27 protein-coding genes are annotated in these 24836 nt (G+C 32.4%); 13 read left to right on the top strand and 14 right to left on the bottom strand.

All coding sequences use genetic code 11. The features are described 5' to 3' along the window. The first annotated feature begins 15 nt into the window (after nt 1-15). From fabV to EDB96_RS15370, 9 genes are all read left to right on the top strand, one after another. Entirely contained in the window at nt 16-1206 is a 1191-nt protein-coding gene (gene fabV / locus EDB96_RS15405) for an enoyl-ACP reductase FabV (protein ID WP_057118451.1), read from the top strand. Between the two features lie 126 nt (nt 1207-1332). Then, complete coding sequence (locus EDB96_RS15400) at nt 1333-2331, top strand: glycosyltransferase (RefSeq protein WP_057118450.1); 999 nt, start codon at nt 1333-1335, stop codon at nt 2329-2331. A gap of 2 nt (nt 2332-2333) precedes the next feature. Further along, a complete protein-coding gene (gene coaE / locus EDB96_RS15395; RefSeq protein WP_134141781.1) occupies nt 2334-2930 on the top strand; it encodes a dephospho-CoA kinase in 597 nt (198 codons plus the stop codon). Nucleotides 2931-2989: 59 nt separating this feature from the next. Then, on the top strand, nt 2990-4573 hold the full coding sequence (locus EDB96_RS15390; protein WP_057118448.1) for a sensor histidine kinase: 1584 nt from the start codon (nt 2990-2992) through the stop codon (nt 4571-4573). A gap of 3 nt (nt 4574-4576) precedes the next feature. Next, a complete protein-coding gene (locus tag EDB96_RS15385; protein ID WP_057118447.1) occupies nt 4577-5293 on the top strand; it encodes a response regulator transcription factor in 717 nt (238 codons plus the stop codon). A gap of 587 nt (nt 5294-5880) precedes the next feature. After that, nucleotides 5881-7272: an RtcB family protein gene (locus EDB96_RS15380; protein WP_134141780.1), complete on the top strand. Its 1392-nt coding sequence runs from the start codon at nt 5881-5883 to the stop codon at nt 7270-7272. 17 nt (nt 7273-7289) lie between these two features. Next, nucleotides 7290-7979 (top strand): peptide chain release factor H, encoded by a 690-nt coding sequence (gene prfH, locus EDB96_RS15375; protein WP_134141778.1) that lies wholly within the window; start codon nt 7290-7292, stop codon nt 7977-7979. Further along, nucleotides 7966-8118: a hypothetical protein gene (locus EDB96_RS21215; RefSeq protein WP_243839356.1), complete on the top strand. Its 153-nt coding sequence runs from the start codon at nt 7966-7968 to the stop codon at nt 8116-8118. Before prfH ends, EDB96_RS21215 begins: the two co-directional genes overlap by 14 nt. Next, on the top strand, nt 8082-8498 hold the full coding sequence (locus EDB96_RS15370; RefSeq protein WP_243839355.1) for a hypothetical protein: 417 nt from the start codon (nt 8082-8084) through the stop codon (nt 8496-8498). The genes EDB96_RS21215 and EDB96_RS15370 overlap by 37 nt, the downstream gene beginning before the upstream one ends. A 195-nt stretch (nt 8499-8693) precedes the next feature. Here EDB96_RS15370 and EDB96_RS15365 read toward each other — a convergent pair whose 3' ends face one another. The 8 genes from EDB96_RS15365 to EDB96_RS15330 form a co-directional block, all read right to left on the bottom strand. Next, nucleotides 8694-9440: an acyl-[acyl-carrier-protein] thioesterase gene (locus EDB96_RS15365; RefSeq protein WP_134141776.1), complete on the bottom strand. Its 747-nt coding sequence runs from the start codon at nt 9438-9440 to the stop codon at nt 8694-8696. 58 nt (nt 9441-9498) lie between these two features. Then, nucleotides 9499-10419: a tRNA (adenosine(37)-N6)-dimethylallyltransferase MiaA gene (gene miaA / locus EDB96_RS15360; protein WP_057118442.1), complete on the bottom strand. Its 921-nt coding sequence runs from the start codon at nt 10417-10419 to the stop codon at nt 9499-9501. Nucleotides 10420-10572: 153 nt separating this feature from the next. Continuing rightward, the gene (locus EDB96_RS15355; RefSeq protein WP_134141775.1) at nt 10573-11412 is read right to left on the bottom strand and encodes an ion transporter; all 840 of its coding nucleotides are present in this window, start codon (nt 11410-11412) and stop codon (nt 10573-10575) included. Between the two features lie 30 nt (nt 11413-11442). Then, complete coding sequence (locus tag EDB96_RS15350; RefSeq protein WP_134141773.1) at nt 11443-12804, bottom strand: exonuclease domain-containing protein; 1362 nt, start codon at nt 12802-12804, stop codon at nt 11443-11445. Between the two features lie 81 nt (nt 12805-12885). After that, on the bottom strand, nt 12886-13557 hold the full coding sequence (locus tag EDB96_RS15345) for a YggS family pyridoxal phosphate-dependent enzyme (protein WP_134141772.1): 672 nt from the start codon (nt 13555-13557) through the stop codon (nt 12886-12888). Nucleotides 13558-13564: 7 nt separating this feature from the next. Next, a complete protein-coding gene (locus EDB96_RS15340; protein ID WP_057118438.1) occupies nt 13565-14059 on the bottom strand; it encodes a hypothetical protein in 495 nt (164 codons plus the stop codon). Nucleotides 14060-14074: 15 nt separating this feature from the next. After that, complete coding sequence (locus EDB96_RS15335; protein WP_134141771.1) at nt 14075-14962, bottom strand: 3-hydroxyacyl-CoA dehydrogenase family protein; 888 nt, start codon at nt 14960-14962, stop codon at nt 14075-14077. A 90-nt stretch (nt 14963-15052) separates the two neighbouring features. Beyond that, nucleotides 15053-16018 (bottom strand): Gfo/Idh/MocA family protein, encoded by a 966-nt coding sequence (locus EDB96_RS15330; protein ID WP_057118436.1) that lies wholly within the window; start codon nt 16016-16018, stop codon nt 15053-15055. 212 nt (nt 16019-16230) lie between these two features. Here EDB96_RS15330 and EDB96_RS15325 point away from each other — a divergent pair, with 212 nt between their 5' ends. Further along, nucleotides 16231-16872, top strand: coding sequence for a protein-L-isoaspartate(D-aspartate) O-methyltransferase (locus tag EDB96_RS15325; protein ID WP_057118435.1), 642 nt, complete (start codon nt 16231-16233; stop codon nt 16870-16872). Between the two features lie 30 nt (nt 16873-16902). On the opposite strand, the gene EDB96_RS15320 is transcribed toward EDB96_RS15325, so the two are convergent. From EDB96_RS15320 to smpB, 3 genes are all read right to left on the bottom strand, one after another. Beyond that, a complete protein-coding gene (locus EDB96_RS15320; protein ID WP_134141770.1) occupies nt 16903-17910 on the bottom strand; it encodes a helix-turn-helix domain-containing protein in 1008 nt (335 codons plus the stop codon). A gap of 81 nt (nt 17911-17991) precedes the next feature. Further along, nucleotides 17992-18633 carry a lipoprotein gene (locus tag EDB96_RS15315; RefSeq protein WP_134141768.1) on the bottom strand — a complete coding sequence of 214 codons (642 nt, stop codon included), beginning with the start codon at nt 18631-18633 and terminating at the stop codon, nt 17992-17994. A gap of 81 nt (nt 18634-18714) precedes the next feature. Then, nucleotides 18715-19170: an SsrA-binding protein SmpB gene (gene smpB, locus EDB96_RS15310; RefSeq protein ID WP_057119835.1), complete on the bottom strand. Its 456-nt coding sequence runs from the start codon at nt 19168-19170 to the stop codon at nt 18715-18717. A 140-nt stretch (nt 19171-19310) separates the two neighbouring features. On the opposite strand from smpB, the gene EDB96_RS15305 reads away from it, so the two are divergent. Continuing rightward, nucleotides 19311-19949 (top strand): outer membrane beta-barrel protein, encoded by a 639-nt coding sequence (locus tag EDB96_RS15305; protein ID WP_134141767.1) that lies wholly within the window; start codon nt 19311-19313, stop codon nt 19947-19949. Between the two features lie 105 nt (nt 19950-20054). Next, nucleotides 20055-20285 carry a VF530 family DNA-binding protein gene (locus tag EDB96_RS15300; RefSeq protein WP_057118431.1) on the top strand — a complete coding sequence of 77 codons (231 nt, stop codon included), beginning with the start codon at nt 20055-20057 and terminating at the stop codon, nt 20283-20285. On the opposite strand, the gene EDB96_RS15295 is transcribed toward EDB96_RS15300, so the two are convergent. The 3 genes from EDB96_RS15295 to EDB96_RS15285 all read right to left on the bottom strand — a co-directional run bounded on the left by EDB96_RS15295 (nt 20280) and on the right by EDB96_RS15285 (nt 22355). Next, a complete protein-coding gene (locus tag EDB96_RS15295) occupies nt 20280-20834 on the bottom strand; it encodes a DUF3575 domain-containing protein (protein ID WP_134141766.1) in 555 nt (184 codons plus the stop codon). The two genes, EDB96_RS15300 and EDB96_RS15295, sit on opposite strands and share 6 nt — an antisense overlap. Before the next feature lie 111 nt (nt 20835-20945). Further along, nucleotides 20946-21494, bottom strand: coding sequence for a GNAT family N-acetyltransferase (locus EDB96_RS15290; RefSeq protein ID WP_134141765.1), 549 nt, complete (start codon nt 21492-21494; stop codon nt 20946-20948). A gap of 9 nt (nt 21495-21503) precedes the next feature. Further along, nucleotides 21504-22355 (bottom strand): aldose 1-epimerase family protein, encoded by an 852-nt coding sequence (locus EDB96_RS15285; protein ID WP_134141763.1) that lies wholly within the window; start codon nt 22353-22355, stop codon nt 21504-21506. A 186-nt stretch (nt 22356-22541) separates the two neighbouring features. Here EDB96_RS15285 and EDB96_RS15280 point away from each other — a divergent pair, with 186 nt between their 5' ends. Beyond that, nucleotides 22542-24812: a M1 family metallopeptidase gene (locus tag EDB96_RS15280; protein ID WP_134141762.1), complete on the top strand. Its 2271-nt coding sequence runs from the start codon at nt 22542-22544 to the stop codon at nt 24810-24812. Nucleotides 24813-24836 lie beyond the last annotated feature (24 nt).

Below are 24836 nucleotides of genomic sequence, written 5' to 3'. Positions count from 1 at the left end.
AAAAATAATTGCAAGATGATTATAGAACCTAGAATGAGAGGATTTATTTGTTTGACTGCCCACCCAACGGGAGCTGAGCAAAATGTTAAAAATCAAATTGAATATGTTAAATCTAAAGGAGAAATTGCTGGTCCTAAAAAAGTTTTAGTGATTGGTGCTTCTACAGGTTTCGGATTGGCCTCAAGAATTACTAGTGCTTTTGGTTCTGGTGCTGCAACAATTGGAGTGTTTTTTGAAAAACCGCCGGTTGAAGGAAAAACTGCTTCTCCAGGATGGTATAATTCTGCAGCATTTGAAAAAGAAGCTCATAAAGCAGGTTTATATGCAAAAAGCATCAACGGAGATGCGTTTTCAAATGAAATTAAAAAAGAAACTCTAGATTTAATCAAAGCTGATTTAGGACAAGTAGATCTTATTATTTATAGTTTAGCTTCGCCAGTACGTACAAATCCTACTACCGGAGTTACACATCGTTCAGTTTTAAAACCAATTGGACAAACTTTTACAAACAAAACTGTTGATTTTCATACAGGAAAAGTTTCTGAAGTTTCTATCGCTCCAGCAAATGAAGAAGATATTGAGAATACAGTTGCTGTAATGGGTGGTGAAGACTGGGCAATGTGGATCGATGCGTTAAAAAATGAAAATTTATTAGCAGAAGGAGCTACAACTGTTGCTTATTCTTACATCGGGCCATCTTTAACAGAAGCGGTTTACCGTAAAGGAACGATAGGACGTGCAAAAGATCATTTAGAAGCTACAGCGTTTACAATTGGAGATTCTTTAAAATCTATTGGAGGAAAAGCTTATGTTTCTGTAAATAAAGCTTTAGTAACTCAAGCAAGTTCTGCAATTCCTGTAATTCCGTTATATATTTCTCTTTTATACAAAATAATGAAAGAAGAAGGAATTCATGAAGGTTGTATCGAGCAAATTCAACGTTTATTCCAAGATAGATTATACAATGGTTCTGATGTTCCTGTAGATGAAAAAGGAAGAATTAGAATTGATGACTGGGAAATGCGTGAAGATGTTCAGGCTAAAGTGGCTAAACTTTGGTTAGAAGCAACTACAGAAACATTACCAGAGATTGGTGATCTTGCAGGTTATAGAAATGATTTCTTAAATTTATTCGGATTTGAATTTGCTGGTGTTGATTATAATGCAGAAGCAAATGAAGTTGTTCAAATTGAAAGTATCAAATAACAATATTTACTTACTAGTAAGCAAAAACCATCAACCAAAAGTTGATGGTTTTTTTGTGAATATACCATATCTTTGTTAAAATTTTGAAACCTAAAAAATATACCCTTTAATAACGCGCATTCTGCTATGATTTTTTCCTTAATTATACCCGTGTATAATCGTCCAGATGAAGTTGATGAACTTTTAGAAAGTCTCTCAAAATCTGATTATAATGAAGCTTTTGAAATTGTTCTTGTCGAAGATGGATCTTCAATACCATGCAGAGATGTGGTAATGAATTATCAAGGAAAATTAAATATATCCTACTATTTTAAACAAAATTCAGGACCTGGAGATTCTCGTAATTTTGGAATGCAAAAGGCGAGAGGAGATTATTTTATCATTTTTGATTCAGATTGTATTATTCCTTCCAACTATTTGACGGAAGTACGTAAAGCATTAAATGAAAAATATGTTGATTGCTTTGGAGGACCAGATAAAGCGCTTGATAGTTTTTCGGATATTCAGAAAGCAATCAATTTTGCAATGACTTCTTTTTTGACTACAGGAGGAATTAGAGGTGGTTCTGAAAAGATCAATAAATTTCAGCCGCGAAGCTTTAATATGGGAATTTCTAAGAAAGCTTTTGAAGCTTCAAAAGGTTTTGGAAACATTCATCCAGGTGAAGATCCTGATTTATCTATCCGTTTATGGAATTTAGGATTCGAAACAAGACTGTTTTCTGAGGCTTATGTGTATCATAAACGTCGAATTGACTGGGAAAAATTTTCTCTTCAAGTAAAAAAATTTGGTATTGCAAGACCGATTTTAAATAGTTGGTATCCAGAACATAATAAGCTGACTTTCTTCTTCCCAACCGTCTTTATATTAGGTTTATTATTAGCTTTTTTATTGTTAATTTTCAATATTGATATTTTATTACAATTATATTTCGTATATTTCGTTATAATTTTTCTTACATCAAGTGTCCAAAATAAAAGTATTAAAATTGGATATCTTTCTGTAATAGCAGTGTGGAAACAGTTCTATGGCTACGGAACAGGATTTTTGGAATCTTTTATAAAAGTAATTTTATTAAAAAAGAAACCTCAGGAAGCTTTTCCACGTATGTTTTTTAAAGTATAATAATGACAAAAGTTATTGGTCTTACAGGAGGGATTGGAAGCGGTAAAACAACTATTGCAAACTATTTTGCAGCAATGGGAATTCCAGTTTATATCGCAGATGATGGAGCCAAAAGAGTAATGCAGTCAGATGTTATTCTTAAAGAAGTTAAAGCTGTATTTGGCCAAGATATTTTTGACGGACAAGTTTTAAATAGAGCAAAGTTAGCTCAGATAGTTTTTAATGATAAAGAACAATTAGCAAAATTAAATGCAATTGTGCATCCAGCAGTAAAACAAGATTTTAGATTATGGATGCAGGAGTATAAAAATTTTGATTATGTAATTTATGAAGCGGCCATTTTATTTGAAAGCGGACGTTATAAAGAATGCGATATAATCATAACGGTTACAGCTCCAGAAGAAGTAAGGATTGAGCGTGTTATTGAACGAGATAAAACTACAAGGGAACAAGTTTTAAGCAGGATGAAAATGCAATGGAATGACGAAAAACGAATTTCTATGAGCAATTTCGTGATTAATAACAATAATCTTAAAATTGCTAAAGAAGAAGTTGTTAAAATTCTTAAAATTTTGAATATAAAACAAAATCAGTCTTAAATGTTAATATTTGGTTAATGTATTATTTAGTATATTGTTAAAATATTAATTTTGTTTCGATGAATAAATTATTTTTTAGAATACTTGTTTTATTGATGAGTTTGTCCTTAATCGGGATAATTCTGGTACAGGTATTTTGGTTTAATTCTTCGTTCAAGAATAATGAAGAACAATTTAAATACCACGTTACTCAAGTAATTGGAAATGTTGCAGACAAACTGGAACAACAAGAAGAGTATAGTTTCTACGACAAATACAACCGTATAAAAGATAGTACGGGTAAAATTCCAAAAAAAGAAGATTTACTTGAAGTACTATATGTACAGAGAAACACTAAAACGAATAAAACAATTGTTTATTCGAATACCTTGACATCTGAAGATTACGATATTAATGGTTCTATTTTTAACAAAAAGTTCAGCAGTGAACGTTTTAAAAATTTTAGTTCAAAAAGAGTAACTGAAGTTTATAATAACAATGGGATTGATAATAATAGTTTAGGACAAAGTATTATTCCAGATATAAGGGATGAAAAATCTGGAAGTTTGGATATTTTAAATAAAGTTCAACAGCAGATTCAATATAAAGACATTGCCTCTTTGACTCCAATTGAAGGAAGAATTACAAAAGACAAGCTTTCTAAATTATTAAAGAAAGAGCTGGAAGAATATGGAGTTAAAACCAAATTTGAATTCGGAATTTATAGCAGCGGCGTTCCAACAAAAATAAAATCTGACGGATTTCATTATGACAAGGATGCAACTTACAATATTCCAGTTTATACAGATAATGAAGGAAATAGTAAATATGAATTGTCAGTTACTTTTCCGCATAAAAAGAAATTTTTATTATCTGAATTATTAAGTATCACTATTTTATCAATAGTTTTTACCTTAATTATAATTGTTGCTTACACGAGTGCATTAAATCAATTACTGCGTCAAAAACATATTTCTGAAATCAAAACAGATTTTATAAACAATATGACGCATGAGTTTAAAACTCCAATTGCAACTATAAATTTAGCATTAGATGCTATTAAAAATCCAAGAATTATAGAAGATAAAGAAAAAGTTTATCGCTATCTTCAAATGATTCGAGATGAAAATAAAAGAATGCATGCACAGGTGGAAAATGTTCTTCGTATTTCTAAATTAGAAAAAAGAGAACTTGACATCACCAAAGAGCCAACTGTAGTTCATGATATTATTGATGATGCAATTGAACACGTGAATCTAATTCTAGAGGATAGAAAGGGTACTGTAGTAAGACATTATAATGCAGCGAGAACAACCTGTTTGATAAATGAAGTTCATTTTACAAATGTATTGGTTAATATTTTGGAAAATGCCATCAAATACTCACCAGGTACACCAGAGATTGAAATCTTTACAGAAAATGTAAAAGATATGATTTTGATAAAAGTAAGAGATCATGGTTTGGGAATGAGTAAGATAGCTCAAAAACGAGTTTTTGAGAAGTTTTACAGAGAGCATACAGGAGATTTGCACAATGTAAAAGGCCACGGTTTAGGTTTGGCCTATGTTAAGAGAATTGTTGAAGACCACAACGGTCAAGTATATGTAGAAAGCGAAAAAGGAAAAGGTAGCACCTTTATAATAAAAATACCATTAATAAATTAAAATATGGAAAATACTAACAAAAGAATACTTTTAGTAGAAGATGACCTAAATTTTGGGGCAGTTCTTAAAGATTATCTAATGTTAAATGACTTTGAAGTTACTTTAGCTAAAAACGGTATGGAAGGTTTCGAAAAATTCAAGAAAGACGTATACGATCTTTGTATTCTTGACGTAATGATGCCTTATAAAGATGGTTACACTTTGGCCAAAGAAATTAGAGAGAAGAACAGTGAAGTGCCAATTATCTTTTTGACAGCCAAGTCTATGAAAGAAGATGTTTTAAAAGGATATAAAGCTGGTGCAGATGATTATTTAAATAAACCTTTTGATTCTGAGGTTCTTTTAATGAAAATTAAAGCAATCATTCAAAGAAAATCAGCAGATACAAAAGCAGAACAAGTACAATTTGAATTTAACATTGGTAAGTTTCATTTAAATTCAAAATTGAGATTCTTGACTTTCCAAGATGAAGAGCCAATCAAATTATCTCCAAAAGAGAATGAATTGCTTAAAATGCTTATTCTTCATGAAAATGACTTAATGCCAAGAGAGTTAGCTTTAACAAAAATCTGGAGAGATGACAACTACTTTACTTCAAGAAGTATGGATGTTTACATCGCTAAACTTAGAAAATACCTAAAAGCAGATGAAGATGTTGAAATCTTAAACATTCACGGTGAAGGTTTTAGATTAGTAGTAAAAAGCAAAGTTACTGAATAACAAATTCACACTAAAAAATATAAGCTCTGAGAAATCAGGGCTTTTTTTATGCTCCATTTTTTAGCTTACAACTCTAAATCTTGGATTCGTATGATTTTTTTCTTGCTGAAAAGAGAGAAAAACACATAGAATTATTGCTAGAGTTAGGGTTTTGATTTTTAGATAGATAATCTAGTTTTTATATATTTAGAATTCATCAATTATTTTTTTAGATGTATTTTCTTTAAATAAATTTGGAAAATCAAAAAACAATTCTGAATATTTGCAGACGAAAAAAATAATAACCCTTTAAAACGAAGAAAAAATGTTTGTACTTACATCGACATCACAAAGCTTCACACCAAACAAATTTGGTGCAGCACTTCTTCGTGGCTTATTTCAATCTTAGAAATACATTTTTAGATATATAAAAAAGCCCGAAGACATTTAGTTTCGGGCTTTTTTTATTCTAGACACTTCAAATTTTCCCGAAAAAAGATTCAAAATAATTATCCGGAAGGATAAAAAGTTTGTATGCTTAAATTTTATTTAATCCTTTTTGTATTAAGTGGACTTGGGCATGCTGTAAATAGTAGTATAAAAAATTTATGGGAAATAAATTATCTGGAAAAGACCTGATCAAATTAGGCTTTCCAAAAAACAATTCAATAAATATCGCCTTAGGGCAGATAAACAGATATAGAAAAAGAGAAAAAAAGGAATCTATTCTAACAGAAGCAAAAGACGTCTTGCTAAATCCTGAAAAGTACGAAGGAAACGGAACTTGGGGGAAAGTAGCCGAAGGCTTAATAAAACCAGTTCAAGTAAGGATGCATCAGTTGAAAACAACCAGAGCTCCTTTTACAATTTTTGGTGAAAATGAAATCGATCAGCAGGCAAAATTTCAATTGTATGATTCTTTGAAACTGCCAGTCTCGGTTGCAGGAGCATTAATGCCAGACGCACATTCTGGATATGGTTTACCAATCGGCGGTGTTTTAGCAACCGATAATGCTGTGATCCCATACGGAGTTGGGGTTGATATTGGGTGTAGAATGAGTCTTTCAATTTTTGATTTGCCAGCTTCTCATTTCAAAGGAAGAGAGCATCAACTAGAAGCTATTTTAAAAGACAATACCAAGTTTGGGATGTATGAAACGCATGCGTCAAGAGTAGACCATGATGTTTTTTATAAAAGTGAATTTCAAGATATTCCGCTGTTGAAGAATCTTTTACCTAAAGCTTACAAACAATTGGGATCTTCAGGCGGAGGAAATCATTTTGTAGAATTTGGAATTGCTAAAATCGATAATCCAGAAAACGAGTGGAAGCTCGAAAAAGGGGGGTATTTCGCTGTTCTTTCGCATAGTGGTTCACGTGGTTTGGGCGCAAACATTGCCAAACATTATACTTATTTGGCGACAAAGCAATGTCCGTTACCAAAAAATGTGCAGCATTTAGCATGGCTGGATTTGAATACACATGATGGTCAGGAATATTGGCTTGCAATGAATTTAGCTGGAGAATATGCAAAAGCTTGTCATGATGATATTCATAGAAGAATTGCCAAAGCTATTGGAAAAAGAGTAGTAGTAACGATAGAAAATCACCACAATTTTGCTTGGAAAGAAATGGTAAATGGTCAAGAATGTATTGTTCATAGGAAGGGAGCAACGCCAGCAGCTGAAGGTCAATTGGGAATTATTCCGGGTTCGATGACTGCGCCTGGATACATTGTAAAGGGTAAAGGAAATGCAGAAAGTTTAAACTCTGCCTCTCATGGAGCTGGCCGTTTGTTTTCGAGAGCAAAATGTAAAAGTACTTTTACGCAAAGTGAGATCAAAAAGGTTTTGAAAGCCAATGATGTAACCTTGATTGGAGGAAATATTGACGAAGCTCCAATGGCGTACAAAGACATTACAAAAGTTATGGCGAATCAAACCGATTTAGTAGAAGTTTTGGGAACTTTTACGCCAAAAATCGTTAGAATGGATCGTTAAAAAGAGATTAAAAAAAAATGGAAAGAATAATTCAGATAACAGCGGGTCGCGGACCTGCAGAATGCACTTGGGTTGTTGCCCAAGTGCTTAAAAAAGTTTTGGAAGAAGCTCAAGATCAACAATTAGAAACCGTTTTACTGCAGCGAGAAGCAGGTCAGGAAAATGGAACGGTTGAAACGGCTTCAATTGCTGTAAAAGGAAAAAATGCTGAGCAATTTGTAAAATCGTGGATTGGAACGATTCAATGGATTGGGCAGAGTCAGTTTAGAAAAATGCATAAACGCAAGAACTGGTTTATTGGAATTTTTGAAATCGAACCGCAGAAAAAGACAGCGGTTTCAGAAAATGATATTCAATATCAGGCAATGCGTAGTTCGGGAGCGGGCGGTCAGCATGTAAATAAAGTGAGTTCGGCAATTCGGGCAACACATATTCCAACAGGAATTGCAGTTGTTTCGATGGACAGTCGTTCTCAACACCAAAACAAAAAACTAGCAACAGAAAGATTATTAAAAAAATTAGAAGAAGAAAAACTGATTCAGCTTAAAAATCATGTTGGTAAACAATGGGAAAATCAACTCAATGTTGAGCGTGGAAATCCTGTGAGAGTTTTTACCGGAAGTGATTTTAAAAAGAATAAAGTGGAGAAGAGTTACAAAGGAACTCGTCAGAAATTAAAAAACGATTTACGAAATGAAAACAACTGATAAATATCTTTTTCAGGCCTTGGATAATTATCCGTTTTGGCTTGAAGGAACAATAGAATCTTTAGATTACGCTTTTTCTTATGATGATAAAACACAATGGTTTTGTGTTTATACGCACGAATTCAGGCAGAACAATTAATGAATTACGAAGAAGCAAAATCTTATTTTCAGCAAGCGTTAGCTATTAATATTCATGCTCTTGAAGTATATCCGTATTATTTGCAGACATTGATTGTGAATGAAGATTATGAAGAAGCTGAAAAGCTAATTGATTTTGCTTTGACTGTAAAAGGAATAAACAAGTCTGAAATTTATATCAAAAAAGCAATTTTATTAGAAGTACAGCATAAATTTAAAGATGCTTTAAAAGAAATTAAGCAAGCAAAATTACATTCTATTCAACATGATTATGACTCTGGAATTAGTGAAGTTGAGAAAAGAATTAAAGGTAAACTTGATTTGTTGAAAAAGAAGAAAGATAAAAAAACAAAAAAAGATTCTAAAAAGAAATCGAAATAATTTTAAACAAAAAACGATGCAATTTTGCATCGTTTTTTGTTTAATTAAGTTACAAACAAAGTTTGTCATTTCGACGAAGGAGAAATCTTCGTAAGTAATTCCACAATCAAAATAGTCAATCTTTGCAGAGCTTCTCGCGAAGATTTCTCCTTCGTCGAAATGACAATATTGAGGAATGTCAGATTTAAAAAACCTTTATTTCCAATGCAATTCCAAAGCAAAACATGTTTTTTCGCCTTTTGTAATACTGAATGTTGCTTTTGTATGATCGTCATCTTCACTTTCGTGAATGACAACATTGTCTTGTAATGAAAGCTCTTTCATGAAGTTCATTTCGAAACTTTTCACTTCTTGTTTTAAAATTCTTTTCGGATCAACGTGATCTATGCACCATTCCAGATATTTTACGTTATTAACGTGATTTACAATATCCAGATCTGATAAATAAACTGTTTTTTCAAAAACAGCTTCTTTTTCGTGGTTGATGTTTATTTTAGAAAAACCTTCTTCTGTAGCTCTATTTTCGGGAAATAATTCAAAGTGTTCATATGGTAAAGCCAACGCTTCTGGACGGCGCGCCTGCGTATTGAAAACAGCCCAATAGGTTTCACATCCTACAATTTTTTTTCCGTTTACATACATTTCAAGAGCACGAACTGAACGTGAATTTTCTAAACTATTAATCCATGTTTTTACAGTTACGACATCCTGCCATTTTGGTAAAGCATAAACTTCAACGCGCATTCGGCTTAAAACCCACGCTTGGTTAAATTCCTGCATATCATAGAAACTAATGCCACCAACTTCTGAATGTGCTGCAGCAGTTAATTGTAAAATATTACACAAATCGGTATACTTTAAATAACCAGCGGGCGTACATTGTGTGAAATTGATTTCCCAGTCTTTACTTAAAACTGATGTGAAATTTGGAGATATTGGCATTTTTTAATTTTAGATTTTTATTTTAGAAAATAGAAGGAAGATGAAAGAAAATAGATTTTTACTTTAGAAGATTTTCTATATAGCTTATAATTTCCTTTCTATCTGCCGCGTAATCAAACCATTTAGTGTTTTCATTACGTTTGAACCACGTTAATTGTCTTTTGGAAAATCTTCGAGTATTTTTCTTGATTTCTTCTATTGCAAAAGGCAATGTAAATTCTCCGTCAAAATAACTAAATAATTCTCTATAACCGACCGTTTGCAGAGCATTTAACGCTTTATTAGGATACAAGGTTTTGGCTTCTTCAAGTAAACCTTCGTTCATCATAATATCAACACGCTGGTTGATTCGGTTGTAAATGATTTCTCTTTCGGCATCTAAACCAATTAGAATAGGAGTGAAGCCTCGATTATTTTTCTTTTGATTTAAGAATGAAGAATACGGTTTTCCTGTTCCAATGCAAACTTCTACAAATCGCATCATTCGCTGCGGATTTTGTAGAGTTTGAGGATTTTCGATAGTTATTTTTTGGTAATAATCTGGATCTAGATTTTTTAGTTGTTCCTGAAGATATTCAATTCCGAGTTTCTCGTAATTTGAATTTACTTCTGAGCGAACTTCTGGATTGATTTCTGGAAATTCATCAAAACCTTTTAAAATGGCATCTACATATAATCCTGATCCGCCAATAAGAATTGCATAATCGTTGGTTTGAAAAAGTTCTTCGATTTTTACTAAAGCTTCTTTTTCGTAATCTCCAACAGTGTAATTTTCAAAAATGGATTTATTTTGAATGAAATGATGTTTGGCAGAATTCAATTCTTCTTGATTGGGGACGGCTGTACCAATAGTCATTTCTTTAAAAAATTGACGGCTGTCGCAAGAAACGATTTCGCATTTAAAATGTTGTGCCAAAGCAATACTTAAGGCTGTTTTGCCTATTGCTGTTGGTCCGACAATGGTTATTAGGTATTTCATATTTTTTAGCCCAGATGGAAATGAAAACCCCGGACTTATATTTGTTCGTTTTTTTTGGTGTAAAAGAGCGACCAGCGGAAGCTCCTTTTATGCCTTAAAAAAACAACAAAGATAAGGAGGAGTTGCAATGTACAGCTGGATTAGCTTCTAAAATTAATTATTTGGCAATTCTGTTCCACATTCGTAGCAATATTTTGCGCTGTCAAAATGGACTTGGGAATTGCAGTTTTTGCATGTTTTTTTGGTGCTTACTGCACTGTTTCTCAAACTGCTTTTGGCGAATTCTGCGGTAACAATTCCGGTTGGAACCGCAATTATTCCATATCCTAAAATCATTACTAATGCTGCAATAAATTGTCCTAAAGGAGTTTGCGGCGAAATGTCACCATAACCCACCGTCGTTAAAGTTACAATCGTCCAATAGATTCCCATTGGAATGCTTGTAAAACCAGATTCTCGGCCCTCGACTAAATACATAATCGTACCGATAATTACAGTGCTAATGAGTACAAAATATATAAAAACCAAGATTTTTTCTTTGCTAGCTTCTATTGCCTCTTTTAATTGCAGGGATTGATGTGAAATTTGCGGAATATGTAAGATTTTGAATAATCGCAAAAAACGTAAAGCTCTTACGATAGACAAAATACTTGCTCCAGGGAAAAATATAGATAAATACATGGGTAAGACTGCAAGCAAGTCTATAATTCCGTAAAAACTGAAGATATATTTAACAGGTTTTTGAATTGATATGATTCTTAAAATGTATTCTATTGTAAAAAAAACGGTGATAACCCATTCGCAAATAAGAAGTTGTTCATGACATTTTGAACTGATTCCTCTAACTGTGTCCAGCATGATTAAAAGAACGCTCAATAAAATTAAACCTAGCAGGACTAAATCAAACATGCGCCCTAAAATGGTATCGGTGCCATATAGAACTACCTTGACTTTTTCTCGAAAGATTTCGTATTGTGATTTTTTATTTTTCATATCCACTAAGATAATGAAAGTTTTATATTGTTAAAAATTTAAAATCTTAATAGATTTACTTTTACGGAGGTAGCTTTGAAGAATGTTTTTTACATCGCGGTTGTGCTCCATCGGAATCAAGATGTTTTTGAGAATTTCAATGTTCGTAATTTGATAATTAAGATCATAGTAAGCATAACCTTTATAGATTCCATTTTCGATTAAAATGGCGCTTCGTTCGTTTACGTTACGGCCTTTGTCAATCAGAATCATACTTTTATTTTCAAAACTATTTTCGGAAATAAATTGCTGTACTCTTAGATTGTAGACTTCAGGAGTTATTTCACCAATACAGGCGCCGTCACATTCTTTGATTGAATATTGAAAACACTCTTTCTTGCTATGATACAATCCTGTTAACTTTTGGCACAAATGATATTTCGCTGTGAATTTAAAAAGTGCATTTTTGCCTTCTTGCACAGAAACAAACGATGTGATGTCTTTTTTTCGTCCGTCAGCTTTTTCAAGTTTTAAATTGAGATAACCATTCGAGTCTTTCTCGGCATATAATGCAAAAGGAAATACTGTTTTTTTCTGCGAGCGATTATGTCTCGGACGATTAATTTTTACTTCCTGACTTTCTTTTAAAAGTGCAATTAATTCACTTCCTGTTTCATCGTAGGTTATGGTAAAAACTTCGGCCTGGATTCTTTTACTTTTAGTTGTAATTCCAGTAAAATGCTGGTTGACTCTTTTTTTTATGTTATGGCTTTTGCCAATATAAATTAAGGTGCCACTTTCATTATAAATATAATAAACACCAGTTTTAGCCGGCATTTGACTTAAAAGATCTAAGAATTTAGGGGCAATTCCTTTTTCGACTTCGAGTTTTATAAAATCTTTTACGATTGTTTTTTCTACGTCTTTTTCCAAGAGCATTTTAAACAGTTTTGTCGTAGCCATTGCGTCTCCGCTGGCACGATGTCTGTCTGCCATCGGAATTCCAAGTGCACGAACCAATTTTCCTAAACTGTAAGAAGGTTGTTCAGGAATTAGTTTTTTTGCCAATTCTACAGTACAAAGCGTTCTGGCTTCAAAATCGTAGCCTAAACGTCTGAATTCTGTTCTTAAAATTCGGTAATCGAAAGAGGCATTGTGAGCCACAATAACGCAGTCGGATGTTATTTCGATAATACGTTTGGCGACTTCATAAAACTTTGGTGCAGAACGCAGCATAGCATTATTGATTCCGGTTAGCTTTACTACGAAAGGCTGAATCGGAATTTCAGGATTGACAAGGCTTATGAATTGGTCAATTACTTCGTGTCCATCAAATTTATAGATGGCGATTTCAGTAATTCCTTCTTCGTTAAACTGCCCTCCAGTTGTTTCTATGTCTAGTATTGCGTACAAATTTAGTGTTCGGTCTCAGTTTTTAGTATTCAGTTTTTGTATAGGCGCGTATCCGTCCTTACGAAATGTGGTTTTTGATAATCAACGGCCTCCAAAAATGCTGCTTCCAATGCGAACCATTGTGCTGCCGCATTCTATTGCAAGCTGATAATCTCCAGACATTCCCATAGAAATTGTAGAGACGCATTGCAATGCATCTTTACCATATCCGTCAATGTTTTTTAATGAGTCAAAAATGGATTTTAAATGGGTAAATTCTTTTTTAATTTGGTTTTGATCTTCTGTGAAAGTTGCCATTCCCATTAAACCTAAGATACGAATATTTTTTAACTCTTTGAATGCTGAAGAAGTTAAAAGTTCGTTTAATTCGTTTTCGTCAAGACCAAATTTAGTTTCTTCTTCGGCAATATACATTTGAAGAAGACAATCTATAGTTCTATTATTTTTTAAAGCTTGTTTATTGATTTCCTGTAATAATTTCAAACTATCTACACCATGAATTAAACTCACAAATGGTGCCATAAATTTTACTTTATTCGTTTGAACATGACCAATCATATGCCACTGAATATCTTTTGGCATTTCTTCCCATTTTTCTGTCATTTCTTGGATTTTGTTTTCTCCAAAAATACGCTGGCCGGCTTCATAAGCTTGCATTAAATCTGAAACAGGTTTTGTTTTAGAGACAGCAACAAGAGTTACATGTTCAGGTAAACTTGTTTTGATTGTATTTAAGTTTGATGCTATTGACATTTTTATTTTATTTTTTTGAAAGCAGAATATGTAATCTTTCCTTTCTTTCCGATGGAATGTAAAAATCGATCTTTTTGTTTTCCATTTTTAATTGAGTATCGAATCCAGGACCTTTTGCATCATCTTCTAAAGGTGTATAAAACGATCCCATATCACTTTGAAAAAGACTCCCGAATACTTTATCATAGCAATCAAAGGAACCACAAGTATAACCTACTACTTTTTCATCAAGATTTACAACTATTATTTCAAAGTTTGATTTTATATCTAAATCTCTTAAATATAAAATTAAAAAATTGTGTTTTCGTTTTTTATCAAAACTTTCGGTGCTTTTAAAGACGCAATTATCATACTTTTTGTTATTGATATCTAATTGATAACCGTTTTCTTGTTTTAAAATTCGGGCTATTCCAAAGAAATAATTAATAGTCACTGGTTTGTAATAATAAAGAGCAACTAAACTAAAAACTATTAAAATGACTAATAAAAATATTTTTTTCATTGAATAAGCGAGATTTTACAAAAACTGCTTAGAGATTTTCTCTGCTTTTTTACTTTCACTATAATCATAAAAACCTTCTCCAGATTTTACGCCTAGTTTTCCTGCTCTTACCATATTAACCAATAATGGACAAGGAGCATATTTAGGGTTTTTGAAACCTTCGTACATTACATTTAAAATGGCAAGGCAAACATCAAGACCAATGAAATCAGCTAATTGAAGTGGGCCCATAGGGTGTCCCATTCCTAATTTCATTACAGTATCAATTTCGTAAACTCCCGCAACTTTATTGTATAACGTTTCAATTGCCTCGTTTAGCATAGGCATTAAAATTCTGTTGGCTACGAAACCAGGATAATCGTTTACTTCAACAGGAACTTTTCCTAATTTCTCAGATAAATCCATGATGATCTTTGTGACTTCATCGCTTGTGTTATAACCGCGGATGATTTCAACTAATTTCATAATTGGCACTGGGTTCATAAAATGCATTCCAATAACACGTTCAGGATGAGTTACAACAGAACCAATTTGTGTAATCGATATAGAGGAAGTATTAGTTGCTAAAATAGTATTATGAGAACAAGCTTCGTTTAATTGCTTGAAAATATTTAGTTTTAATTCTACATTTTCTGTTGCAGCTTCAACTACTAAATCAACACCCACAACACCATCTTTAATATCTGTATAGGTAATAATATTGGTAATAGTTTTAGCGACGTCTTCTTGTGTAATTGTACCTTTTGCAAGCATACGGTCTAAATTGGCCGCAATAGTTGCCATTCCTTTATCTAATGATTTTTCTGAAACGTCGATTAGTTTTACGGTAAAACCACTTTGTGCAAATGTATGAGCAATTCCGTTACCCATTGTTCCTGCACCAATTACAGCTATAGTTTTCATTTAATTTTGGTATTTAAATTTTAAAAGTTAAGGTTTAAAGTGACTTTTCTGCCAGCTTTAAACCTTAAAAATAATGAGTTATATTTTTTATTATTTATCGAAACAATCAATAATCTGGTAGGCTACACGCAAAGCATCTGTTGCTTGTTCTAGTGTTACAACCGGCGTTGTATCTGTATTAATTGCATGTGCAAAAGATTCTAACTCGTCCAGAATAGCGTTGTTTTGTTCAACATCTGGATTAGTGAAATAGATTTGTTTTTTTACACCTTCTGCATTTTGCAGAATCATATCAAAATCTCCAGGAACTTCCGGGGCATCTTTCATACGGACTACTTCACATTTCTTTTCTAAAAAGTCAACAGAGATATATGCATCTTTTTGGAAAAAACGAGATTTTCGCATATTCTTCATCGAGATTCTGCTGGCTGTTAAGTTGGCAACACAGCCATTTTCAAATTCAATTCTTGCATTGGCAATATCTGGCGTATCGCTGATAACAGAAACACCGCTTGCATGAATATCTTTTACTTTTGAATTTACCACACTCAAAATGGCATCAATATCGTGAATCATTAAATCCAAAACCACAGGAACGTCTGTACCACGAGGATTAAATTCTGCCAAACGATGCGTTTCTATAAACATCGGGTTTTCGATCATGTTTTTTGTTGCGATAAAAGCAGGATTAAAACGCTCAACATGACCAACTTGACCTTTTACATTGTACTCTTTAGCTAAAGCTATGATTTCTTCAGCTTCTGCTACAGTATTGGCAATTGGTTTTTCTATAAAAATATGTTTTCCTGATTTGATTGCCACTTTTGCACATTTATAGTGCGAAAGCGTTGGAGTCACAATATCGATTACATCGACAGCATGAATAAGTTTTGCAATTGTGCTGAAGTTTTTATAGCCAAATTCTTTAGAGATTCTTTCGGCATTTTCTTGATTTTCGTCGTAAAATCCAACTAATTCGTATTTGTCAGATTGTTGTAATAAGCGTAAATGTATTTTACCAAGATGACCAGCACCTAAAACTCCTACTTTTAACATGAGAATGTATTTTAAACAAAAATATAATTTATTTGTCGAAAGTGAAAATGAATTTAACTAATTGTGAGTTGTGAGTTATGAATTGTAAATTATCAGCTAGGGCTTTTGATTTTCGGCTTTTGACTTTCGATATTATTAATTTAATAATTAAAAATCAATATTTGATTTCCTTTTTAGATTCTTTACTTTTGCGAAAATAAAACCTACCCATTTTGAAAGACACTGCCAAACATCAAGGACTTCGTAATCAATTAGTAAGCACTTTAGAACAAAAGGGAATTACTGATAGAGCGGTTTTAGAGGCGATAAAAAAAATCCCAAGACACCTTTTTTTGAATTCAAGTTTTGAAGATTATGCTTATCAAGATAAGGCTTTTCCTATTGGAGCGGGTCAAACTATTTCGCAGCCTTATACGGTTGCCTTTCAATCGCAGTTATTAGAAGTGAAAAAAGACCACAAAATTCTAGAAATTGGAACTGGATCTGGATATCAAACTGCTGTTTTGTTTAATCTTGGAGCAAAAGTTTATACTGTAGAAAGACAAAAAGAATTATTTAAACAGACTTCTATTTTGTTTCCAAAACTAAATATTCGTCCTAAACATGTATCTTTTGGTGATGGCTACAAAGGGTTACCAAATTATGCTCCCTTTGACAGTATTATAGTTACAGCTGGTGCACCATTTATCCCGAAACCGTTAATGGCGCAGCTTAAAATAGGAGGAAGGCTTGTGATTCCGCTTGGAGAAGATGTTCAGATTATGACTTTATTAATTAGAAAGAATGAAACGCAATTTGAAAAACATGAGTTTGGAGAATTTAGGTTTGTTCCTTTATTAGAAGATAAAAATTAAAGAGAAAGCCCGGTTTATACTGGGCTTCTTTTATTTTTCGACTAATTGTATAGCCTTTTGTAGATTTTCCTTTTCAATTTTCAAGATATGATTAATAAAGATAGATTTATCGTTCTTAATTTTGCTTTCTTCTATAATAGATAGATATTCATCTATAGTATTTTGATTCTCTTCAACTGAAGCATACACATAATCATGTTGAAGCAAAATCCAATTTAATATCAAATTTGATATTTGGAGATTTCCGTTTTCAAAAGGACTAATTTCAAGTACTTTTAAATGTGCTTCAGATGCAAGAATTATTGGATGAAGGTTATTTTTATGTGATTCATACCAATTAAAAAATAAATTCATTTCTCTTGTAATCAACGAATCATTTTTATATTTTCCTGAATTTTCATTTTCAATTCCTTTAAATATTAGATTATGAATAAAGATCAATTCCTTTTCGTTTATTGATGTTTTCTTTTGACTTAAATCTTTAATATACAATGTTGTTTCTGAAAAATTAATTGCTTCAAGATGATTCTGTATACTTTTTCCAGCAATAGTTGATCCATCATTTATAACAGATTTAGTTTCTTCTAATGTTAAACTGTTTCCGTTTAAACGAATGCTCTTAAAAATAAAATCTAATTCTAAAGTTTTTGAAATTTTGCGTAATTCAAAATGATTAAAAGATTGAATTTTATTTTTTAATATTTCGATCTCATCTAAGATTGTTCGAATCGAAGATGATACAATAGTGTTAATTTCCTTTTTATTATTGTGAATTTCTTGTTCAGCTAAAAGTAGAGCCTTCAAAGCAAATTCTTCATCACCAATTTCATAAAGTATTTTTTCTTTAAGCCAGGCAATCATTAAGGTTTCATAATCAATTTCTAAAAGTTGCGCTAATTTTGAAATCTGTTCTTTAGTCGGTTTTCGGGTTCCCGACTCAAATTTGCTGATTAATGCCTGATCTATTCCTGCAAGCTGTGCCAGTTCACGGGTTTTTAAACCTTTTTGTTCTCTTGCGTTTTTTAAAAGCGATTTCATTATGAAAAATTTAGTCTTGACAAATTTAGTCAATTTTTTGTTTGTAAAAAAAGCGACCTTAAAGTCGCTTTTTTATATCTTTTATTTTGGAGGTAATGAACCGTCTTTTCTCATTTCTTTAACTACAGCCTGCATAATAGCATCAACTGTTTGTCCTAAATCTGTGACATATTGAGATTCTGTAGTTCCTGTCCAGATTAATTTATTTTCTTTTAATGAAAAAATATTGGTCTCTACCATATAGGATGTTGTTTCCTGATAATATCCCGGATCGTAGAAGTTTGGAGAATACATTCCGTACCAATTCCCAAAACCATAACCATACATTCCTGCATACATGCCGTCAAAACCTCCATAATACATTCCAGTGTAAGTTCCAGGAACATAGGTTGTTTCTTTTTCTTTACTAACTAATCGCATGGTTATTACTCCGTCAAAATTTTCATCTTGAAGTATTTTTAACTTCTGTTCTTTAGTAAGGTCTTTGGTAGATTCGTTTAAGTATTGGTAAGAAGTTTTGAAAATTTCGTTACCAGCAGCAATTCTGTTTTCCGTAACTCTTCGTGAAGCTTCATCTTTTACCAAAGCGACGACTAAAACCTTCTTGAAGTTTTCTTGAGAAACGGTAATTTTTGGATCTCTCCAGCTGTTTACGATCGAAGTATTACTGCCGCAACTTGATAACACCACTACAGTGAAAAACAAAAATAAATACTTTTTCATATTTTACAGTTAAATTGGTTATAAGTAAAAATAACGATAAAATATTAATAAATAGGAATTTACCTAAATTAAAAAAGCTTTTTAATTAAAAGCTTTTTTAATACGGTCTAAATCACGTTTAGTATCTTGTTCTTTTAACGATTCTCGCTTGTCGTAATTTTTCTTTCCTTTACACAGACCAATCTGAAGTTTTGCTAAACCTTTTTCATTTGTGAATAATTTTAGCGGAACGATAGTAAGTCCTTTAGCCTGAACACTTTTGTGAAGTGTTTTTAATTCTTTTTTATTTAAAAGCAATTTTCTTTCGCTTCTAGATTTATGATTGAATTGATTTCCAAATGAATACTCTTCTATGTAAGTATTGATAGCAAAAAGCTCCATACCGCTAAACTCGCAAAAGCTCTCTGTAATGTTCGCTTTTCCTAAACGTATCGATTTGATTTCGGTACCCGCTAAAACAATTCCAGCAGTATACGTGTCGATTATTTCATAATCAAATCGGGCTCTTTTATTTAATATATTGACTGATTTTAACATGTGTGCAAATGTAAGACAAAAATGAAAAACTTTATGAAGAGCTAAGATAATTAAAGTTTTTTTTTAATCTATGATTTTAATCAGCTGCGACAAAAATGCTTCCTTTTAAGTTTGCTTTATAATTCAAAAACAAAATTAAAATGAAAAAAATTGTAACACTGGTAAGTATTGTATTAATTAGTTTAACAGCTAAAGCCCAAGATTCAAGTCAAGGTATAAAGGGAACTTGGTTTGCAACATCTCAATTTGGTTATCAGCAGACGAAATCGGCTGATGCGAAAAACACCACTTTATCTGTACTGCCAATTGTTGGAACATTTGTAACGCCATCAGTTGCTGTTGGTGCAGGAGTTGGATATATTAATATTAAAGCAGATTCTGATGCAGGAACAGCCGCCAAAACAGATTTGTTTGTTGCGCAGCCTTTAGTGAGAAAGTATTGGAATGTTGCGGGTTCTCTTTATTTCTTTGGGCAGGTGGCAGTTCCAATTATTACTGGTAAAGAGAAAGAAAGTGAATTAAAAGTAAATCAGGTTGGTGTATCGCTATCAGGAGGATTCGATTATTTCGTAACTAAAAATTTCTCTGTCGAGTTTTCTTATGACTTGGCCAACTTTACATCGACAACAATTGATCCAAAAACGGGAGAAAAAACAACAGTTACCAATTTTGGTTTAGCTCATGTTGCAAATGTAGATCCGTTTTACAATACAGCTTTAGGAGGAAGTAATCCTAATTTAACGTCTCCAATTTCTGTTGGATTTAAATTCTTGTTCTAATTATTTTTTATTTGATTGATGTAAAATTCTATTTAGTAATTTTGCAAAAAAGAAAGACCGTACTTTTTTATAGTACGGTCTTTTATATAATTTAAAAAGTATAAAATGCAAAATCAGTCCAAAGATCCTTTACACGGAATCACACTTCAAAAAATTGTAGAAACTTTAGTAGATCATTATGGTTTTGATACTTTAGGAGAACTAATTCCAATTAAATGTTTTCAATCAAATCCAAGTATTAAATCGAGTCTTACTTTTTTAAGAAAAACAGATTGGGCTCGAAAAAAAGTTGAAGAACTTTACGTAAAATCGTTGCCCAAATTCTCTAATTTATAATTTATACGAAATCATTACGCCACCACGGTAAGGAAGCCATTCGCCGCTTTTATTCCAATGCACCGCTTTTTCATATCTTCCTGGAGTTCCATCGTTGTAATACCCATGATAAAAACCTTGATGCCAGCCTCCGCCAACGAAAAAGTCTAGTAAAAATTTGTCGTTTAATTTTAGGTTGTAACCTACAGTAGCACCAAGCCTATAACCGAACCCATCTTCATAATGATTACTATTCCAGTAATTCCATTTTTGTAATTCATATTTATCAGCTCCTATATGACCGCCTAAATAAAAGCCATTATATTTTTCTTTAAAATGGTAACGAATTTCTGGAGTTACAGTAATAAATTTCATTGGATTATAACCATTAAATGATTCCCAAAAAGAAGCCATTACATCAGCACTAAAAGTCATTTTTTCGCCAATACTTGTTTCAATTCCAACATTTGGGATTGCAAGCAAAGCAGTTGCTCCATTAAATTTTACAAAAGTCTGACTTTGCAACTGTATACAAAATAAAAGAACAAATAAGGCAGGTATTTTTTTCATAAAAGTGTTTTCAGGTTCAAAACAAGCAATTTTAGCTAATTTCGAGCGCAAATATAACGTATAATGGTAGATAACTATTGTGTAAAAAGTTACTTTAACAAGAAGAAAAGTTTATCTTTCTAGTAATGAATAAATTACCTTATCAAGAAATTTTCCTTCATAAAATTCAGCTTCTCTAAGATGGGCTTCCTTTGTAAAACCACACTTTTGGAGTACTTTTTCTGAAGCATAATTTTCTGGATCAATAACAGCTTCAATAGAGTGCAGTCTCAAGTCTTCAAATCCGAATTTTATAAGTCGAGTAACAGCCTCTGGAACTAAACCTTTTCCTTGAAATTCAGGTAAAATAATATAACCAATTTCAGCACGGTAATTTTCTGGCTGTAATCTGTAAAAACCAATAATTCCGAGAAGTTTAGAATTATCCTTCAATCGAATAGCCCAATTTATTCCAGTATTATTTTCAATTTTTTCCTTTATCATTTTAATATGTTCCAGCGCATCTTCATGATCCTTTACCAAAGGTCTTGGAATATATTTCATGGTTTCAGGATTAGAGCGTAGTTCAAAAACTTCTTTTACGTCTCCATCATTGACTTCATCCAAAATTAAACGCTCGGTTTCTACGACTGGGAACGGACTAAAATTAAAATCTAACATTTTGTTGTGTTATAATATTGTGATACTAAATTTTGCAGAGAAGTTTTTATTTTCTTCTAAAGTCAAAATTCCTTCTTTTTTATATAAATCTCCTGAGTTTTCGTCAGTATCGGAATATCCAAGCCATGGTTCAATGCAAATAAAAGGTGCATTTTCTTTGGTCCAAATTCCTAAACTTGGGAAATCATTATAAGCTACTTTTACATAAGGTTTTGAATCTTTAAGAATAGTCAAAGATTTTGATTCTAATGTTTTAAAGATCAAAGCATCATTTTTAAATAACTCATAATTCAAAGGCACAATATTATGAGTAGTTTCTAGAATTTTGGTTTGAGATGAAATCAAATCATTTTCAAGAATATAATATTTTAGTGCTTCTTCTTTTTCGAATTCAAGAGCGTAATCATCGAAATTTCCAGGAAGTGCAATTGCAGGATGTGCACCAATAGAAAAAGGCATAGTGGTATCTCCTTTATTAATAACCTTGTATTCTAAAGTTAGTGAACTTTCGTTAAGCGTATAAATAAGTTGTAGTTCAAATTCGAAAGGATATTTTGTCAATGTTTCTGTAGAAGACTGCAGTGAGAAAACTACTCTATTTTCGCTCTTATCGATTAATTCGAATTCCAGATCACGAGCAAAACCATGACGGGGTAAATGATATTCCTTATCGTTAATTTTATAAGAATTGTTTTTTAAAGTACCAACAATCGGAAAAAGAACAGGGGAGTGCTTGCCCCAGAAATCTGGATTGCCCTCCCAGATATACTCATTGTTTTGGTTGTTTTTTATAGAAAATAACTCAGCTCCAGAATGTTTTATAGAAGCGCTTAATATTGAATTTGATATAGTTGTAGTCAAAATAATAAGGATAAAATGAATGTGTTTATATACTGATGTAAATATATTTTATAAAATTTAGTTTTCTAAGAAAAAGGCTTAAATTATTTTATTGATAAAATTTTGCTAAAATTGAATTTATGTTTTAAATTTTCTCTGTGAATAGCTTTTTTTTTCATTAATTTGCTACATAAACAGCTAAAAAATATGAAAAAGCAATCTGCAAAAGCCATTTTAACCGCGGCTTTATTTTTTGGGATTTCATCTGTTTGGGCGCAGCAAACTCCGTCAGCGACAACAGCAAATCCAGTCAATAATTACAATTATCATGATGCCTTTGGTCCACATTTTTATACAAAAAATGGAACTACAACTCGTGCTGCGAGCGGTCAGCCTGGGCAGGAATATTGGCAGAATAGAGCCGATTATCAGATTACGGCAAAATTAAATGCAACTACAAATGAGATTGTAGGTACAGACGAAATCACATACACAAATAATAGTCCAGATAAATTGTCATTTGTATGGTTGAATTTAGATCAAAACTTATTTAAGGAGGATTCTAGAGGAAACGCTGTTGTGCCATTAACAGGAAGCCGTAACGGAGCTCAAGGGCAAGTTTTTGACGGTGGAAACAAAATTAAATCAGTAAAAGTAATTTCTGTTGGAAAAAAGAAAACAGAAGTTGATGCAAAATATATTATAACAGATACAAGAATGCAGATTTTTCTTCCAGAAGAATTGGCTGCAAAAGGAGCATCTGTAAAAATTAAAATCGAATTCTCTTTTATCGCGCCTTTCGAAGGGTCTGATAGAATGGGGGTTTTAGAAACTAAAAACGGAAAAATCTTTACAATCGCACAATGGTACCCGCGTATGTGTGTGTATGATGATGTAAGAGGGTGGAATACTGCACCTTATTTAGGCGCTTCTGAGTTTTACTTAGAATATGGCGATTTTGATGTGAAATTGACTGTTCCAGGAAATCATTATGTAGTAGCTTCTGGAGAATTATTAAATGGTCAGGAAGTATTTTCTGGTGATCAATTCAAAAAATACAAAGAAGCATCTGACAGCGATAAAACAGTTACAATTCGTTCTGCAGAAGATGTGGCAGCGACAGCAAATACAAACGCTGGAACAGAAAAAACTTGGCATTATAAAATAAAAAATGCACGTGATTTTTCTTGGGCATCGTCTCCAGCTTTCATTTTAGATGGAGCAAAAATAAACTTGCCTAGCGGTAAAAAATCTTTGGCATTATCTGCTTATCCTGTAGAAAGTGCTGGTCAAGGTGCTTATGGACGTTCTACAGAATATGTAAAAGCATCGATTGAGCATTATTCTAAACAATGGTTTGAATATCCTTATCCAGCGGCGACAAACGTTGCAGGAAATGAAGGAGGAATGGAATATCCTGGAATTGTTTTCTGTGGATGGAAATCTAAAGGGCAAGATTTATGGGGAGTTACAGACCACGAATTTGGTCATATCTGGTTCCCAATGATTGTTGGTTCAAACGAGAGATTATTCGGATGGATGGATGAAGGATTTAACACTTTCATTAATTCACTAAGTACAGAAGCGTTTAATAATGGAGAATACAAAGAGCCTGCAACAGATTTACATGAATCAGCAGAATCTTTTACTCGTCCTGATCTAGAAACAATTATGAGTTCTCCTGATAATATGAAGGAAGCAAATATTGGTATGTTGTGTTACTTCAAGCCAAGTGCAGGTCTTATTCTTTTAAGAGAACAAGTTTTAGGAAAAGAACGTTTTGATATTGCTTTTAGAACTTATATCGAACGTTGGGCTTATAAACATCCACAGCCAGATGACTTTTTCAGATCTATGGAAAATGTTGCTGGTGAAGATTTAAGCTGGTTCTGGAGAAGCTGGTTTGTAAATAACTGGCGTTTTGATCAAGGAATCAATTCAGTTAAATATGTAAAAAATGATCCGTCAAAAGGAGCTGTAATTACAGTTGAAAACTTTGATAAAATGCCAATGCCGATCGTTTTAGATGTTAAAGGAAAAAGCGGTAAAGTGACAAGGGTTAATCTTCCTGTAGAAATCTGGCAGAAAAATAAATCTTGGTCTTTCAAACATAATTCTACTGAAGAAATTGAAAGTATAACATTAGATCCAAATCATGCTTTTCCCGATAATAATGAATCAAACAACGTTTGGACAGCGGGAAAAGGTAAATTAGAGAAAGATATTATTTTAGACGGATATTTAGGAAATTATAGTACTTCTAAATCACCTCTAACAATTGAATTGACAGAGAAAAACAGTGTGCTAAATGCAGAACTTCCAAATTATCCAAAATTTGCTTTAGATCCTGTTGCAAACGAAAAAGATACATTTGAGTCGCAAAGAGCTGGATTAAAATTTAAATTTAATGAAGCCAAAACTGGTTTCGATATGATACTTTTAGGAAACGGTCAAGTAATTCCGTTTACGAAAAAGTAAAATTGTAAAAATATAAAATATTTA

Source organism: Flavobacterium sp. S87F.05.LMB.W.Kidney.N (assembly GCF_004366435.1).
GTDB lineage: Bacteria > Bacteroidota > Bacteroidia > Flavobacteriales > Flavobacteriaceae > Flavobacterium.
Note: the sequence above shows the minus strand (reverse complement) of the source record. Positions and strands in the feature narration are given on the sequence as shown.

Bases quoted from the DNA above. Each gene is read 5' to 3' on its own strand.
- fabV (WP_057118451.1), top strand. From the start codon at position 16: ATGATTATAGAACCTAGAATGAGAGGATTTATTTGTTTGACTGCCCAC.
- EDB96_RS15400 (WP_057118450.1), top strand. From the start codon at position 1,333: ATGATTTTTTCCTTAATTATACCCGTGTATAATCGTCCAGATGAAGTT.
- coaE (WP_134141781.1), top strand. From the start codon at position 2,334: ATGACAAAAGTTATTGGTCTTACAGGAGGGATTGGAAGCGGTAAAACA.
- EDB96_RS15390 (WP_057118448.1), top strand. From the start codon at position 2,990: ATGAATAAATTATTTTTTAGAATACTTGTTTTATTGATGAGTTTGTCC.
- EDB96_RS15385 (WP_057118447.1), top strand. From the start codon at position 4,577: ATGGAAAATACTAACAAAAGAATACTTTTAGTAGAAGATGACCTAAAT.
- EDB96_RS15380 (WP_134141780.1), top strand. From the start codon at position 5,881: ATGGGAAATAAATTATCTGGAAAAGACCTGATCAAATTAGGCTTTCCA.
- prfH (WP_134141778.1), top strand. From the start codon at position 7,290: ATGGAAAGAATAATTCAGATAACAGCGGGTCGCGGACCTGCAGAATGC.
- EDB96_RS21215 (WP_243839356.1), top strand. From the start codon at position 7,966: ATGAAAACAACTGATAAATATCTTTTTCAGGCCTTGGATAATTATCCG.
- EDB96_RS15365 (WP_134141776.1), bottom strand. From the start codon at position 9,440: ATGCCAATATCTCCAAATTTCACATCAGTTTTAAGTAAAGACTGGGAA.
- miaA (WP_057118442.1), bottom strand. From the start codon at position 10,419: ATGAAATACCTAATAACCATTGTCGGACCAACAGCAATAGGCAAAACA.
- EDB96_RS15355 (WP_134141775.1), bottom strand. From the start codon at position 11,412: ATGAAAAATAAAAAATCACAATACGAAATCTTTCGAGAAAAAGTCAAG.
- EDB96_RS15345 (WP_134141772.1), bottom strand. From the start codon at position 13,557: ATGTCAATAGCATCAAACTTAAATACAATCAAAACAAGTTTACCTGAA.
- EDB96_RS15340 (WP_057118438.1), bottom strand. From the start codon at position 14,059: ATGAAAAAAATATTTTTATTAGTCATTTTAATAGTTTTTAGTTTAGTT.
- EDB96_RS15335 (WP_134141771.1), bottom strand. From the start codon at position 14,962: ATGAAAACTATAGCTGTAATTGGTGCAGGAACAATGGGTAACGGAATT.
- EDB96_RS15330 (WP_057118436.1), bottom strand. From the start codon at position 16,018: ATGTTAAAAGTAGGAGTTTTAGGTGCTGGTCATCTTGGTAAAATACAT.
- EDB96_RS15320 (WP_134141770.1), bottom strand. From the start codon at position 17,910: ATGAAATCGCTTTTAAAAAACGCAAGAGAACAAAAAGGTTTAAAAACC.
- EDB96_RS15315 (WP_134141768.1), bottom strand. From the start codon at position 18,633: ATGAAAAAGTATTTATTTTTGTTTTTCACTGTAGTGGTGTTATCAAGT.
- smpB (WP_057119835.1), bottom strand. From the start codon at position 19,170: ATGTTAAAATCAGTCAATATATTAAATAAAAGAGCCCGATTTGATTAT.
- EDB96_RS15305 (WP_134141767.1), top strand. From the start codon at position 19,311: ATGAAAAAAATTGTAACACTGGTAAGTATTGTATTAATTAGTTTAACA.
- EDB96_RS15300 (WP_057118431.1), top strand. From the start codon at position 20,055: ATGCAAAATCAGTCCAAAGATCCTTTACACGGAATCACACTTCAAAAA.
- EDB96_RS15295 (WP_134141766.1), bottom strand. From the start codon at position 20,834: ATGAAAAAAATACCTGCCTTATTTGTTCTTTTATTTTGTATACAGTTG.
- EDB96_RS15290 (WP_134141765.1), bottom strand. From the start codon at position 21,494: ATGTTAGATTTTAATTTTAGTCCGTTCCCAGTCGTAGAAACCGAGCGT.
- EDB96_RS15280 (WP_134141762.1), top strand. From the start codon at position 22,542: ATGAAAAAGCAATCTGCAAAAGCCATTTTAACCGCGGCTTTATTTTTT.